11 protein-coding genes, 2 rRNA genes and 1 pseudogene are annotated in these 14,845 nt (G+C 62.7%); all 14 read left to right on the top strand.

Annotated features, from left to right (window positions below):
• Nucleotides 1-280: 280 nt before the first annotated feature.
• Nucleotides 281-3,376, top strand: a 23S ribosomal RNA gene (locus OXG30_13740).
• A gap of 85 nt (nt 3,377-3,461) precedes the next feature.
• Nucleotides 3,462-3,578 (top strand): 5S ribosomal RNA (gene rrf, locus OXG30_13735).
• A 363-nt stretch (nt 3,579-3,941) separates the two neighbouring features.
• Nucleotides 3,942-4,835 (top strand): hypothetical protein, encoded by an 894-nt coding sequence (locus OXG30_13730; GenBank protein MCY4135952.1) that lies wholly within the window; start codon nt 3,942-3,944, stop codon nt 4,833-4,835.
• An 84-nt stretch (nt 4,836-4,919) separates the two neighbouring features.
• Nucleotides 4,920-5,972: a class I fructose-bisphosphate aldolase gene (locus OXG30_13725; protein ID MCY4135951.1), complete on the top strand. Its 1,053-nt coding sequence runs from the start codon at nt 4,920-4,922 to the stop codon at nt 5,970-5,972.
• 66 nt (nt 5,973-6,038) lie between these two features.
• Nucleotides 6,039-6,320 (top strand): hypothetical protein, encoded by a 282-nt coding sequence (locus OXG30_13720; GenBank protein MCY4135950.1) that lies wholly within the window; start codon nt 6,039-6,041, stop codon nt 6,318-6,320.
• Nucleotides 6,317-6,739 (top strand): PIN domain-containing protein, encoded by a 423-nt coding sequence (locus tag OXG30_13715; GenBank protein MCY4135949.1) that lies wholly within the window; start codon nt 6,317-6,319, stop codon nt 6,737-6,739. The genes OXG30_13720 and OXG30_13715 overlap by 4 nt, the downstream gene beginning before the upstream one ends.
• A gap of 89 nt (nt 6,740-6,828) precedes the next feature.
• Nucleotides 6,829-7,176, top strand: a pseudogene (locus OXG30_13710) (HipA N-terminal domain-containing protein).
• A gap of 188 nt (nt 7,177-7,364) precedes the next feature.
• The gene (locus OXG30_13705) at nt 7,365-9,242 is read left to right on the top strand and encodes a 2-oxoacid:acceptor oxidoreductase subunit alpha (GenBank protein MCY4135948.1); all 1,878 of its coding nucleotides are present in this window, start codon (nt 7,365-7,367) and stop codon (nt 9,240-9,242) included.
• Nucleotides 9,235-10,251, top strand: a complete 1,017-nt coding sequence (locus OXG30_13700; protein MCY4135947.1) for a 2-oxoacid:ferredoxin oxidoreductase subunit beta — start codon at nt 9,235-9,237, stop codon at nt 10,249-10,251. The genes OXG30_13705 and OXG30_13700 overlap by 8 nt, the downstream gene beginning before the upstream one ends.
• A 44-nt stretch (nt 10,252-10,295) precedes the next feature.
• Complete coding sequence (locus OXG30_13695; protein ID MCY4135946.1) at nt 10,296-11,033, top strand: HAD hydrolase-like protein; 738 nt, start codon at nt 10,296-10,298, stop codon at nt 11,031-11,033.
• 4 nt (nt 11,034-11,037) lie between these two features.
• Nucleotides 11,038-11,841, top strand: a complete 804-nt coding sequence (locus OXG30_13690) for a TlyA family RNA methyltransferase (protein ID MCY4135945.1) — start codon at nt 11,038-11,040, stop codon at nt 11,839-11,841.
• A 297-nt stretch (nt 11,842-12,138) separates the two neighbouring features.
• Complete coding sequence (locus tag OXG30_13685) at nt 12,139-12,363, top strand: hypothetical protein (GenBank protein MCY4135944.1); 225 nt, start codon at nt 12,139-12,141, stop codon at nt 12,361-12,363.
• A 4-nt stretch (nt 12,364-12,367) separates the two neighbouring features.
• Nucleotides 12,368-13,210, top strand: a complete 843-nt coding sequence (locus OXG30_13680) for an NAD(+)/NADH kinase (protein MCY4135943.1) — start codon at nt 12,368-12,370, stop codon at nt 13,208-13,210.
• A 15-nt stretch (nt 13,211-13,225) separates the two neighbouring features.
• Complete coding sequence (gene recN / locus OXG30_13675; protein ID MCY4135942.1) at nt 13,226-14,803, top strand: DNA repair protein RecN; 1,578 nt, start codon at nt 13,226-13,228, stop codon at nt 14,801-14,803.
• Nucleotides 14,804-14,845: the final 42 nt, after the last annotated feature.

Below are 14,845 nucleotides of genomic sequence, written 5' to 3'. Positions count from 1 at the left end.
GTAACAAGGTAGCCGTACCGGAAGGTGCGGCTGGATCACCTCCTTTCTAAGGAGTTCCGTTTCCACTTGATACCGCTAAATGGTGGAATCAAGTTCGGACACTCCCAGTTGATGCACTGGTTTCTTTTGTCCTCTCTTCCGTTTTGAGGGAGCGTGAATCTTCACGCTCGAGGCTCTGTCGGGCAGTTTGATCAATTGCCCGTATCCTCCTGCGCTCATTGAGAACTGCATAGCGAGCACGAGCATCTGATCGAAATTAGAGTTCTTCGATGTACGAATCTTCCAAGCTACGAAGAGCCAACGGTGGATGCCTTGGTGCCTACGACCGATGAAGGACGTGAGAGGCTGCGATAAGCCTCGGGGAGCTGCCGACTGAGCTTCGATCCGGGGATGTCCGAATGGGGAAACCTGATACCTGTAAAGGGGTATCACTCCGGTGTGAACACATAGCGCCGGTAGAGGGAACCAGGTGAACTGAAACATCTAAGTAACCTGTAGGAAAGGAAAGCAACCGCGACTCCCTTAGTAGCGGCGAGCGAAGAGGGAAGAGCCTAAACCGTGCCGGTGGAATAGCCTGGTGGCGTTGCCGGTCCGGTGTTGTGGGGTCTCAGAGGAGGAGCGCCAGATCCTCCACGAAGTTACAAACGTGCGTGGTAGTGGAATCGTTCTGGAAAGGCGAGCCGCAGGGGGTAAGAGCCCCGTACACGAAACTACTGCACACTTCGCTGAGTGTCCCCGAGTAGCGCCGTTGCCGTGTAATTCGGCGTGAATCTGCGAGGACCACCTCGTAAGGCTAAGTATATGTAGGCGACCGATAGTGAACTAGTACCGTGAGGGAAAGGTGAAAAGTACCCCGGGAGGGGAGTGAAATAGTACCTGAAACCGTTGGTTTACAAGCAGTCAGAGCGTCGTCTCAACCGATGATCTTCGGATCGTCAATCAGAGATCGCGATGGCGTGCCTTTTGAAGAATGAGCCAACGAGTTACGGTATGTGGCGAGATTAACCTGTGAAGGGAAGTCGGAGCGAAAGCGAGTCATAACTGGGCGTACAGTCGCATGCCGTAGACCCGAAGCCGGGTGATCTATCCATGGGCAGTGTGAAGCGGGGGTAAGACTCCGTGGAGGCGCGAACCGACCTAGGTTGAAAACTGGGCGGATGACCTGTGGATAGGGGTGAAAGGCCAAACAAACCCGGAGATAGCTGGTTCTCCGCGAAATGCATTTAGGTGCAGCGTTGTGCGTTCAACCATGGAGGTAGAGCACTGGATGGGCTAGGGGGCCGACAAGCTTACCAACCTCAGCCAAACTCCGAATGCCATGGTTCCAGAGCACAGCAGTGAGACCCCGGGGGATGAGCTTCGGGGTCGAAAGGGAAACAGCCCAGACCGCCAACTAAGGTCCCTAATTTCTAGCTAAGTGGTAAACGATGTGGGATTGCACAGACAGCCAAGAGGTTGGCTTAGAAGCAGCCACCCTTGAAAGAGTGCGTAACAGCTCACTGGTCGAGTGATCCTGCGCGGACAATGTAACGGGGCTAAAGCTAGAAACCGAAGTTGCGGATTTCTGCCATTAGGCAGGAGTGGTAGCGGAGCGTCGGGCTTGGAGTGAAGCGTCAGCGCAAGCTGGTGTGGACTGAGTCCGAGTGAGAATGTTGGTATGAGTAGCGAGAGAGGGGTGAGAAACCTTTCCGCCGAAAGCCCAAGGGTTCCTGGGGAAGGCTAATCCTCCCAGGGTGAGTCGGGAGCTAAGGCGAGGCCGACAGGCGTAGTCGATGCACAACCGGTTGATATTCCGGTACCGCTGTGAACGCGTCCAGGCTTAACTGGTGTTGCTAAGGGGATACCTGTCCCGGTAAGGGACAGGAGAAACCGACCCACACCGGAGCGGCCAGCAACGCGGGGACGCAGAGAGGTAGGTGAACCCAGGCGACGGTAGTTCCTGGGGTAAGCGTGTAGGGCGGGGCCCAGGTAAGTCCGGTCCCCATAAAGCCTGAGGCGTGATACCGAACCGCATGAGGTGAAGTCACTGATCCTGTACTGCCAAGAAAAGCCGCTAGCGAGCTTTCACGGCGCCCGTACCCCAAACCAACACAGGTGGGCAGGTAGAGAATACCAAGGCGATTGGGAGAACTATGGTTAAGGAACTCGGCAAATTGCATCCGTAACTTTGGGATAAGGATGACCCTAGTAAAGTAATGGACTTCGCGTCCGGAGCTTGATTGGGTGGCACAAACCAGGGGAAAGCGACTGTTTACTAAAAACACAGCAGCGTGCGAAGTCGTAAGACGCTGTATACGCTGTGACGCCTGCCCGGTGCTGGAAGGTTACGGGGAGGGGTTAGCCGTAAGGCGAAGCTCTGAACCTAAGCCCCAGTAAACGGCGGCCGTAACTATAACGGTCCTAAGGTAGCGAAATTCCTTGTCGGGTAAGTTCCGACCTGCACGAATGGCGTAACGACTTTCCCACTGTCTCAACCATAGACCCAGCGAAATTGAAGTACGAGTAAAGATGCTCGTTAGCTACAGAAGGACGGAAAGACCCCGTGGACCTTTACTACAGCTTGATATTGGTGTTTGGTATGTGTTGTGCAGGATAGGTGGGAGACTGGGAAGCATGGACGCAAGTCTGTGTGGAGTCAACCTTGAAATACCACTCTGCTCATGCTGGGCATCTAACTTGGGCCCGTAATCCGGGTTGAGGACAGTGTCAGGTGGGTAGTTTGACTGGGGCGGTCGCCTCCCAAAGAGTAACGGAGGCGCCCAAAGGTTCCCTCAGCCTGGTTGGCAATCAGGCGTCGAGTGTAATGGCACAAGGGAGCTTGACTGCGAGACCGACGGGTCGAGCAGAAACGAAAGTTGGGCATAGTGATCCGGCGGTTGCGTGTGGAAGCGCCGTCGCTCAACGGATAAAAGGTACCCCGGGGATAACAGGCTCATCTTCCCCAAGAGTCCATATCGACGGGAAGGTTTGGCACCTCGATGTCGGCTCATCGCATCCTGGGGCTGAAGCAGGTCCCAAGGGTTGGGCTGTTCGCCCATTAAAGCGGTACGCGAGCTGGGTTTAGAACGTCGTGAGACAGTTCGGTCCCTATCCTCTGTAGCCGAAGGTGATTTGAGGAAAGCTGTCCCTAGTACGAGAGGACCGGGACGGACGCAGCTCTCGTGTGCCAGTTGTCCTGCCAAGGGCATGGCTGGTTAGCGACCTGCGGAAAGGATAACCGCTGAAAGCATCTAAGTGGGAAGCCTGTTCCAAGATGAGATCACCCACCGGGACAACCGGGTAAGGCCCGTGGCAGAACACCACGTTGATAGGCCGGAAGTGTACGCATGGCAACATGTTCAGCTAACCGGTACTAATCGGCCGAGGGCTTGGTTCTACATCATTAACTCGATGTCGAAACCGATGTTCGTGCTCGCTGTGGAGTTCTTGAAGCTCTGCCTCTTTGACAAGAACATAAAGGTTTCGGTGGCGATGGCGGTGGGGTCACACCCGTTCCCATTCCGAACACGGAAGTTAAGCCCACCAGCGCCGATGGTACTTGGGTGGAGACGCCCTGGGAGAGTAGGTCGCCGCCGGATTTCGCAGACAGCGGGGAGCCATTTGGCTCCCCGCTTCGGTTAATCGCAAGTTTATGAAGGCGGCTTCGGTAGGCTTGTTCGGTGTCTTCCGGTGGAGGTTCTGCCCGCAAGCCTCCCAATCGCCGGAGGCCGCCCCGACAGCAGGCGTCCCAGAACCGCCGCAAGGGGGGTCCGCCATCGGGGCAGGATCGGCGTAAAGGGAAGCCGCCATCGGGGCAGGATCGCCGCAAAGGGAAGCCGCCGTCGGGGCAGGATCGGCGTAAAGGGAAGCCGCCATCGGGGCAGGATCGCCGCAAGGGGGACTCTCCCTCGTCTCAAGACCGGCGAAAAGGCGATCGGCCACCGCCCAAGGGACCGCGCCACATGGGCTCGGTGGCCCGGAAGGGTGCGGCCAAGATTCACGAAGAGCCTCTGCCCGTCCCCGACGAAGACCCACCGGACGCCGACCAGACACCCGAAGAGGCCGAAGAAGCCCGTCTGAGAGCTGAGCGACGTGCGGCCCGGCAGGCCCGCACCAAGCAGCTTCGGTCAGAGGCCCGAGAGGCGGTCGAGCGGGGCAATCTCACCGAGGCTCCGGCCAGCAAACCAGGCAAGCAATCGCGGGGCCGTCGGCGCGCACCGCTGTCGGAGAGCGGCTCGCCATCTCAGTCCCAGAATTTGGAGGAGGCAGTCGGCCAACGGATGGCGGTGACGCTCCGACAGCGGCTTGAGCGGGCCGAGGCGGCCTATGAGCAGGAGGACTACCGAAGGGCTTGGCGGTCATTGGACGGCATGGCCAAAGAGGCTCCCAAGGTCCCTGAGATTAGGGAGTTGGCAGGGTTGACCCTTTACCGCTTGGGTCGGTGGGATCTGGCCGCTCGAGATCTGGAAGCCAACCGAGAACTCACCGGGCGAACGGATCTCCATCCGGTGTTGGCCGACTGCTACCGGGCCCAGCGCCGGTGGACTGATGTAGAGCTGATTTGGGCCGAGCTGCGGGCCTCGGGAGCGAGCTCCGCAGTGCTGGCCGAGGGCCGAATCGTGGCCGCCGGCGCGCTGGGCGACCGGGGGAAGCTGACCGAGGCCGTTCGCCTGCTGTCCGCGGATTTCCAGCTGCCCCGCCAGGCCAAAGAGCACCACCTTCGCCAGGCCTACGCGCTGGCAGATCTGTGCGAGCGGGCCGGCGAAATCCCCCGGGCTCGGGAGCTGTTCGGCTGGCTTCGCGACCAGGATGAGCTCTACGTGGACGTGGCCGAGCGTTTGAGTGCTCTCCGATAGGGAAATACCCCTGGGAATGCCCCTGAGGGATTCTGCCCGCCGATAAGGTGAGAGTTGGCGGTGCGTTGTTCGAAGGAGAGGTCAATCGTGGACATAGAAGGACTTTTGGGCGACGAGGCTGAATCGCTTCTATCGCATGAATCCAAGACCATTCCCCGCGAAGATTTGAGCCTTCCCGGCCCAGATTTCGTGGACCGTGTGATGGCCAGCACCGACCGCTCGCCCCAGGTGCTGCGCAACCTCCAGTCGCTGTTCGACCACGGCCGGTTGGGAGGCACCGGCTACGTGTCCATCCTGCCGGTGGACCAGGGCATCGAGCACTCGGGCGCGGCCTCATTCGCTCCCAATCCCCGGTACTTCGATCCCGCTGGGATTGTGGAGCTGGCCATCGAGGGAGGCTGCAACGCGGTGGCTTCCACCTTCGGTGTGCTGGGGGCCACCTCTCGTCGCTTCGCCCACCGCATTCCGTACATCGTCAAGCTCAACCACAACGAGTTGCTCACCTATCCGAACAAGTTCGACCAGGTGATGTTCGGATCGGTGGAGCAGGCCTACGACATGGGCGCGGCCGGCGTGGGGGCCACCATCTACTTCGGCTCTGAGGAGGCCACCCGCCAGATCCAGGAAGTGGCCGAGGCCTTCCACCGGGCCCATGAGCTCGGGATGTTCACCGTTTTGTGGTGCTACCTGCGGAACTCTGATTTCAAGGTGGACGGCACCGACTACCACGCCGCCGCCGATCTCACCGGTCAGGCCAACCACATCGGGGTGACCATCGAAGCCGACATCATCAAGCAGAAGCTCCCCGAGAACAACGGCGGCTATACCGCCCTCGGGTTCGGCAAGACCCACAAGTTGGTGTACGACGAGCTCACCACCGATCACCCGATCGACCTCACCCGCTGGCAGGTGGCCAACTGCTACATGGGCCGGATTGGGCTGATCAACTCCGGCGGTGCCTCGTCGGGGGCCAGCGATCTGGCCGAGGCAGTGCGCACCGCGGTGGTCAACAAGCGGGCTGGCGGCCTGGGCCTCATCAGCGGTCGCAAGGCCTTCCAGCGCCCCGTCGCCGAGGGCATCGAGCTCCTCAACGCCATCCAAGACGTCTACCTCTCCGACTCGGTAACCGTCGCCTAAGGGACTGTCCGCACCTGTTACGGATATTGTGCTGCGCGTGATGCGCAACACAGATAACATGAAGACATGACGAAGCCCACCAATGTCCTCTTGGATCCACCACTGCGGGCGGTGGCCAAACGTCGTGCTGACGAGCTTGGGCTGAGCGTGTCTGCCTACATTCGGGAGTTGATCCGCTCCGATGACGCCGCGGCTCGAACCGCCAACTGCGACATCACGCCGATTATCGGCATCTTGGGGAGTGGGGGCGAGCCGTCCGACATAGCCCGCGACAAACACAAGATGATCGGTGAGGCGTTTGGCGAGGAATTCGACAGAAGGCTTCGGTCCCGAGGCGGCTCTGAGTGACGCGTGTCTTTGTGGACACCGGGGCGTGGTACGCCCTCGGTGCAAGCACCGACTTGTCCCATGAACGGGCCGTAGCTTTGTTGAGCGAGCACGCCGGTCGGCTGGCCACTACTGATCATGTGCTCGTGGAGACGTGGGCGGTGGCCAGAAGCCGACATCATCGTGTGGCCGCCGACGAGTTGGTGGCGACCATCGTGAACAGGAATCTCGCCGAGGTTCTGACGGCGACGCCCCAGGACATTTCAGCCGCCTTGCAGACTGGCGAGCGGTTCAGCGATCAGGATTTCTCAATGGTCGACCGGACGAGCTGGGCGGTCATGGAGCGCTACGGCATCCAAGAGGCGGTGTCATTCGACGCCGACTTCGCCGTCTACCGCTATGGCCGTGATTTGCGGCAAGCCTTCACCATCCACCGCTGAGCGGGCGAGCCTGAGAGTTCCCTCAGCCGAAGCGGCCCGGGGGGGGGGGTGCCTGCTGGTTCTCTTACAACTAGGGCTACGCGGCTGATCGCGCGGCCGTTCCACTGTCGCTATCCACCCCAGTCGAAGGAAGGGAACGCGACATAGCCGAATGGATGGACGGGCTGCTCCCTGCCCGCATCGAGGCGCGAGAGTTCTGGGCGGCGCAGTACGGGGCAGCATCCGATGATCCGATGGGCCTATTGGCCACACCGATTGGTTGGGATTGCGCCGGTGCCGTCCAATTCTGCACCCTCGACCGCCTGGGCGAGATGACATCTCGCACGCCACGCAGCGTTCCGTTGGCCGAGCACGAGGTGGAGATCCGCTTTGAACGGCTCCGACAGGGCATGCCGCCGCCAGATGCCCTCACGTCGGACGCGGCGGACACGGCGTAGATGCAACCGACCAGTTGGACACCGAGGAGGCCATACCTACGACAAGCGCTGAGTCAGCACCTCGCTGCCTGCGAAGTCAGATCGGCGCGGCTTTCTGCCGAGGATGTGCCACTTGTGGCGGCCCACTGGGTAACCTCGAATACCGGCGTCGCTTTAGCGAGTGGCCATCGGGGATCAAGGAGGATTCCGTGACTGACACCGTGCCGCGTACCGTCGGGACGCAGGAGTTGAACCGCTTGGTAGTTCGGTTCGCGGGCGACTCTGGCGATGGAATGCAGCTCACCGGTGACCGATTCACCAGTGCCAGCGCGCTGTTCGGCAACGACCTGGCCACACTGCCGGAGTTCCCCGCCGAGATCAGGGCGCCTCAGGGAACGCTGGCCGGGGTGTCGGCATTCCAGGTGCAGGTTTCCGACCACGACATCACCACCCCCGGTGACGCTCCCAACGTGCTGGTGGCCATGAACCCGGCCGCCCTGCGCAAGGAGCTGATGCATCTGGAGATGGGCGGGACCGTGATCGTGAACCAGGACGCGTTCGTGGAGCGCAACCTGACCAAGGCCGGCTACGACAGCGATCCGTTACAGGACGGCAGCCTGGACAACTACACGCTGTTCAAGGTGCCGATGACCACCATCACCAAGGAAGTCTGCAAGGACCTGGGGGTGAAGCCCCGCGACGCCGAGCGGTCCAAGAACTTCTTCGCTTTGGGTCTGCTCTCATGGCTTTACAACCGCCCGGCCCAGCCCACCCTGGATTGGATCTCGGCCAAGTTCAAGCGCCAGCAACTCATCGCCGACGCCAACACGGCCGCCTTCAAAGCGGGAATGGCATTCGGCGAGACCGCCGAGCTGTTCGACTTCACCTACGAGGTGAAGCCGGCCGCACTGGAACCGGGGACCTACACCAACGTGAACGGCAACACCGCCCTGTCGTGGGGTCTGATAGCCGCCAGTCAGCAAGCCAAGGTTCCCCTGTTCTTGGGGTCATATCCCATCACCCCGGCCAGCGACATCCTCCACGAGCTGAGCCAGCGCAAGAACTTCGGGGTGCGCACCCTCCAGGCTGAAGACGAGATCGCCGCGGTCTGTGCCGCCCTCGGCGCTTCCTTCGGCGGCCATCTGGGCGTGACCACCACTAGCGGTCCGGGCATTGCCCTCAAAGGCGAGACCATCGGCCTGGCCGTGAGCCTCGAGCTGCCGCTGTTGGTGATCAACATCCAGCGGGGCGGGCCCTCCACCGGGCTGCCGACCAAGACCGAGAGCGCCGATCTGATGCAGGCCATGTACGGGCGCCACGGCGAGTCGCCGGTGCCCATCGTGGCTGCCTACTCCCCGTCGCAGTGCTTCTTCGCCGCCATTGAGGCCGCCCGCATTGCCCTCAAGTACCGCACCCCGGTGATCCTGCTGTCCGACGGCTATCTGGCCAACGGCAGCGAGCCCTGGCTTCTACCCGACGTGTCGACGCTGCCCGACTTGACGGTGGAGTTCGCCACCGGGCCCAACCACACCGAAGAAGACGGCACCGAGGTGTTCTGGCCCTACCTGCGCGACCCCGAGACCAAGGCCCGCCCCTGGGCGGTTCCCGGCACGCCGGGCCTCACCCACCGCATCGGCGGCATTGAGAAAGAAGACGGCAGCGGCAACATCAACTACGAGCCCGACAATCATGGCTATATGGTGAAGCTGCGCGAGGAGCGGGTGGCCCACATTGCCAACGACATCCCGCCCACCATGCTGGACGGCGACGTCGACGACGCCGATCTGCTGGTGCTGGGCTGGGGCTCCACATGGGGCGCCATCACCAGCGCCGTCATGCGGGCTCGGGAGGAGGGCCGCAAGGTGGCCCATGCCCACGTGACCCACCTGAATCCGCTGCCCAGCGATCTGGGCGACATCGTCCGGCGCTATCCCAAGGTGATGGTGCCGGAGATGAACCTGGGCCAGTTCTGCCGCATCATCCGGGCCGAGTTCCTGGTCGATGCCCAATCGGTGGCCAAGGTGGAGGGGGTTCCCTTTATCGCTGCCGAACTTCACTCACACATTGTTGGAGCTCTTGATGACTGACGTGCCCACAACCACCAAGGCCGACTGGACCAGCGACCAAGAAGTCCGCTGGTGCCCCGGCTGCGGGGACTACTCGATTCTCACCGCGGTGCAGCTTCTCATGCCCGAGCTCGAGGTGCGCCGTGAAGACACCGTGTTCGTCTCCGGTATCGGTTGCGCGGCCCGGTTCCCGTACTACATGAACACTTACGGCGTTCACGGCATCCACGGACGGGCTCCGGCACTGGCCACCGGCCTGGCCATGGCCCGCCCTGAGTTGCATGTGTGGGTAGTGGGCGGCGACGGCGACATGCTGTCCATCGGGGGCAATCACCTGCTGCACTCCCTTCGCCGCAACGTGAACCTCAACATCTTGTTGTTCAACAACCAGATCTACGGCCTGACCAAGGGCCAGTACTCGCCCACCAGCGAGATCGGCAAGGTCACCAAGTCCACCCCGGCGGGAAGCATCGACGAGCCGTTCAACCCCGTTTCGGTTGCCCTGGGAGCGGAGGCCAGCTTCGTGGCCCGCACCCACGACATGGACCGCCAGCACATGATGGACATGTTCCGGCGGGCCCACGATTTCCCCGGCGCCGCCTTTGTGGAGGTGTTCCAGAACTGCAACGTGTTCAACGATGGGGCGTTTGGGGCCATCACCAAGAAGGACAAGCGGGCCTCCATGCTCATTCACCTTGAGCACGGCCAGCCCATCCGCTTCGGCGAGGACAACGAAAAGGGTGTGGTCATCAATCCCCAGGGCAGCGCAGAGGTGGTCGATGTGGCCGACGTCGGCGAATCGGCCCTGCTGGTGCATGACGAGACCCGTCAAGATCCCAGCCTGGCCTTCGCCCTGTCCCGGCTCTCGGCCGGCCCGTTCGAGCCCACTCCCATCGGGGTGTATAGGGCAGTGGAGCGCTCGGAGTACGCCGGCGAGGCCAGCAAGCAGTTGGCCATGGCCCAAGAGCAGTCTGGTCCCGGCGACCTCGAGGCTCTGCTCCACTCCCGGCCCACCTGGGAAGTCTCCTGAGTAACGCTCCTCCTTCGTCCGGGCATCCCGCCCTTAGGGGTTGGGTGCTGGACTTGGACGGAGTGATCTGGGTAGGCGGAACGGCAATTCCTGGCGCAGCGGGAGCCGTTGAGCGGTTGCGCCAGGCAGGCGCAAACCTGGTGTTCGTCACCAATATGTCGATGCTCACTGTGGCCGACCAGGAGGCCAAGCTGGCTGACTGCGGGATCGACGCCTCCGGGTTGGTGATTACCTCTGCCACTGCCGCGGGCCAACTCATCTCTCCCGGCGAGCGGGTGCTGGTGGTGGGGGGTCCCGGTATCGACGAGGCGGTGGAGTTGGCCGGTGCCAAGGTGTGCTCTTCTGGTCCCGCTGACGCGGTGGTGGTGGGCATGGACCCCAGCTTCAACTACGACACCCTCGGTCGGGCCATGAGGGCGGTTCGGGGAGGCGCCCGGCTGATCGGCACCAATCACGATCCCAGCTACCCCACTGAGCGGGGACTGGAGCCGGGGGGTGGGTCTCTTTTGGCCGCGGTGGCGACCGCCGCGGAAGCGGTGCCCATAATGGCGGGTAAGCCCAACCAGCCCATTGTCGATTGCGTGCGCAGCAGAATCGGCGACACCGGCGTGGTGGTGGGGGACCGCCCCGACTCCGACGGCCTATTCGCCCAGGCATTGGAGTACGAGTTCGCACTGGTGCTGAGCGGTGTGACCGAAGCCGACGACCTGCCGGTGTCGCCGGAGCCGCAGTACTGCGCCCCCGATCTGGCTGCCCTGGTCGACCAAATGGGACTTGAATAGGGGGATGAGAGGCTCGCGCCGGAGGCTGGACACGGAGTTGGTTCGCCGCGGGCTGGTTGCAAGTCGGGAGCGGGCCCGGGAGGCAGTAGCCGCTGGCCAGGTCACCGTGAACGGAGCAGTGGCCCATAAGGCCGCTCGTTTGGTCTTGCCCGGCGACGCCCTGGAGGTGGCCGGCCCGCCGGCTCGCTACGTGAGCCGGGGCGGCGAGAAGTTGGAGGGCGCACTGGCTGCCTTTGACTTGGACGTCGCCGGCTTGCGGTGCTGTGACGTTGGTGCGTCCACCGGGGGATTCACCGACTGCCTGTTGCAGCGCGGCGCGACCGGTGTGGTGGCCATTGATGTGGGCCGAGCCCAGATGCACGAGCGCTTGGCTGGCGACTCCCGGGTGACCGTGTATGAGCGCACCGATATCCGCGACGTCGACCCGGCGGGTGTTGGGGCGCCGTTCGACTTGGTAACCACCGATGTGTCCTTCATTTCGCTGACTTCGGTTTTGGAATGCCTGGCCGATCTGGCCGCGCCGGGCGCGCCCGTTGTGGCGTTGGTCAAGCCCCAATTCGAGGTGGGGCGAAGGCAGGCCAGCCGGGGCCGGGGCGTTATCCGCGACCCCGAGCAATGGCAGGCCGCGCTCGACCGGGTGCTGGAAGCAGCAGTCACCGCGGGCCTTGCCCCCCAAGCCGCCGCTCCTTCAGTGCTGAAAGGCGCCCAGGGAAACGTGGAGTTCTTCTTGCACCTGATAAAGGGCGGCACCCCCGCCTCGGTGGATTCTTCCCAAGCAGTGACCCAAGTTGTCACCGAGGGCGGATAGCCTGGTTGCGCGGCATCCGCTGCTGAGCTTCCCCCCTAGCACCAAGAGTCGGTGGCTGATGCATGGAGAAGCAGGTCTTGATCAGGTTTCTGCGCGGGATTGCGAGAGGCAGGGGAGTCAATCTGCATCTGTTGTGGCAGGGACGGCACGAAGTCTGGCAATTCGGTGAGGAGCGGCTAGTGATTCCCCGTCATACGGAAATCGATGAGCACACTGCGAGGGCTATATTGAGAAAGGCACAGGAATCGTCCGGGAGCAGCAATGGCAGACATTCCAACCCCCGATAGTACGTTCAGGGTGGTTGCCCGAGAAGGTGACGAATGGTGGGGCATCCAAGTGCGGAAACTGGATTGGGTTTTCTCCCAAGTCCGCCGCCTCCAGGACGTAGAGGAGGCTGTTCAGGATGCCATAGGCGCCTATTTCGATGTACCCGTCAGCGAAGTGGGTCCCATTGTGATCGACGAGGTGATTGCTGCTGGCACGAGCTTTTTCCCGAACGGCGTGCAGCCAGTTGCGACATAGCTCTATGGCTGCGATCGCCTTCTTTGTTCATGCTGACCGGCCGGAAGCTCTGAAGTTGGCGGCTGAGCTGATCGGCCGATTGGACGGCGACGGCCATGAAATTCGGCTGTCGCCCGAATCTGCTGAGGCGGTGGGCCGCACCGAATTGGCCCATCTCGACGATCACATTGGCGAAAAGCTGGACTTGGCGGTGAGCTTGGGGGGAGACGGCTCCATGCTTAGGGCGGTGACCGCAGTGGCCGATGACGGGGTGCCGGTTCTCGGGGTCAACTACGGCTCACTGGGCTACCTGACCGGGATCGAGCCGGATTCCGCCTCGGAGGCAGTCGAGCAGTTCCTGGCCGGGGATTACAACATCGAAGAGCGCATCCGGCTGCGCTGTCGACTGGGAAACGGCACCGAGGTGAGCGCCCTCAATGAGGCCATCGTGGAGAAGGTGGACAGCGGGAGAACTGTCAATCTGGCCGTTCACATCGATGGGGAGTTCTTCACCAGCTACGCCGCCGATGGACTGATCGCGGCCACTCCTACCGGTTCAACGGCCTACTCCCTATCGGCGGGCGGACCCATTTTGGCCCCGACCATGAACGCAGTGATCCTGACCCCGGTGGCTCCCCACACGCTGTTCGACCGCAGCCTGGTGCTGCTGCCGTCAAGCGAACTGGTGGTGGAGGTGTTGGGCGACCGTCCGGCCGCAGTGGCGGTGGACGGCCGTTCGCTGGGAGAACTGGGCGAGGGAGGCTCGTTGACGGTTTCGGTTTCCGATCGGCCCGCTCGTCTTGTCACCCTGGGCCGAAGAGGCTTCCACCAAGCCCTCAAGTCGTCGTTCGGCCTGTCCGACCGCTGACGCTGGCCCGCAACAATGCTGACTGAGCTGGCGGTTGAGAACCTGGGGGTGATCGAGCGGCTCAATCTGGTGTTGGGACCGGGCATGACCGCGCTGACTGGGGAGACCGGGGCGGGAAAGACCTTGGTGGTGACCGCAGTTGACCTGCTCTTGGGCGGCCGGGCCGACTCGTCATTGGTACGGTTCGGGGCCAGCGAGGCCATTGTCGAGGGCCGCTTCGACCACCAGGGGGAGGAAGTGGTGCTTCGCAGGGTGGTGCCCGCCGAAGGTCGGGCAAGGGCCTATGTCGACGGCCGGCTGGCGTCGGCGGCTACCCTGGCCGAGCTGGGTGCAGAGCTAGTGGATTTGCACGGCCAACACGAGCACCAGTCCCTTTTGCGCCGGGTCCATCAACGGGCCGCGCTGGACAGATTCGGCGACGTGGACTTGGCCCCGCTCATGGAGGCTCGGGCTGAGTTGGCCGACCTGAATCGCCGACGGGCCGAGTTGGGCGGTGACGAACGATCCCGAGCTCGGGAGATCGAGCTGTGCCGATTCCAACTGGTCGAGCTAGACGAAGCTGGACTGGAAGACCCCGATGAGGATGAGTTGCTCAAGTCAGAAGAGGCGGTGTTGGCCGACGCCGCGGCCAGCCGGAATGCGGCTCGGCAGGCGGCGATGTCTCTGGGCGCCGATGGCGCAGTGGGTTCCGGGCTGGCCCAGATTGCCGCTGCCTTGGAGAGCCGTCCGCCGCTGGAGAGCCAGCATGAGCGGCTGGTCAACCTGGTGGCCGAGGTCGGAGACCTGTCAACCGAGCTGCGCCGCGCCGCCGAGTCCATCGACGAGAATCCGGCCCGATTGGCCGAGGTCCGCCAGCGCCGGGAGCTGTTGGTTGATCTGCGCCGCAAGTATGGGGAGACCGTGGCCGAGGTCATGGAGTTCCATCGTGATCTGTCTGTCCGCCTCGCCGAGTTGGAGGACTTCGACCGCCTGGCCAAAGACCTGGACGGAGAACTCGATCGTCGCACCGCTGCGGTGGCCGAAACCGGTGCCGCAGTTGGCGAGGCCCGGCGCGAGGCGGCCCAGACGCTGGGCAAAGAGGTGACCGTCAACCTGCGGGAATTGGCAATGACCCGCGCCGAGGTGCAAGTAGAGGTGGGCGACGATCCCGGTGACGACGTGGACATCCTGCTGTCGGCCAATAGCGGGGCCCCTGGCTTGTCGCTCACTTCGGCCGCATCAGGGGGAGAGCTGGCCCGGGTCATGCTGGCCCTGCGCCTGGTAGTCAGCGCCGGACCACCCGTGCTGGTGTTCGACGAGGTAGACGCCGGCATCGGTGGCCAAGTGGCCCAGACCGTAGGCCAGGCGCTTTCCCGCCTAACCGCTGATCACCAGGTGTTGGTGGTCACCCACTTGCCTCAGGTGGCAGCCTGCGCCGACCACCAGGTGAGCATCGCCAAGCACGACGATGGGGCATCTGCCACCATGACCGCCGAGCCCTTGGACGGCGAGGACCGGGTGGTCGAGCTCTCCCGCATGCTCTCTGGCTCGCCCGACAGCCAGAGCGCCCGCCGACACGCCTCCGAACTTCTCGCAATCTCTCAGAGTGGCTGACGGTCCGCCAATCGTCGCTCCTCCCCGCTAGGATTGGCAGGC

The sequence above is a fragment of the bacterium genome (assembly GCA_026708015.1).
Taxonomy (GTDB): domain Bacteria; phylum Actinomycetota; class Acidimicrobiia; order Acidimicrobiales; family Bin134; genus Poriferisocius.
Note: the sequence above shows the minus strand (reverse complement) of the source record. Positions and strands in the feature narration are given on the sequence as shown.

What these genes read in the sequence shown, in the direction of transcription:
- OXG30_13730 (MCY4135952.1), top strand. Translation starts at nt 3,942, where the DNA reads ATGGGCTCGGTGGCCCGGAAGGGTGCGGCCAAGATTCACGAAGAGCCT.
- OXG30_13680 (MCY4135943.1), top strand. Translation starts at nt 12,368, where the DNA reads ATGGCTGCGATCGCCTTCTTTGTTCATGCTGACCGGCCGGAAGCTCTG.
- OXG30_13690 (MCY4135945.1), top strand. Translation starts at nt 11,038, where the DNA reads ATGAGAGGCTCGCGCCGGAGGCTGGACACGGAGTTGGTTCGCCGCGGG.
- OXG30_13700 (MCY4135947.1), top strand. Translation starts at nt 9,235, where the DNA reads ATGACTGACGTGCCCACAACCACCAAGGCCGACTGGACCAGCGACCAA.
- OXG30_13720 (MCY4135950.1), top strand. Translation starts at nt 6,039, where the DNA reads ATGACGAAGCCCACCAATGTCCTCTTGGATCCACCACTGCGGGCGGTG.
- recN (MCY4135942.1), top strand. Translation starts at nt 13,226, where the DNA reads ATGCTGACTGAGCTGGCGGTTGAGAACCTGGGGGTGATCGAGCGGCTC.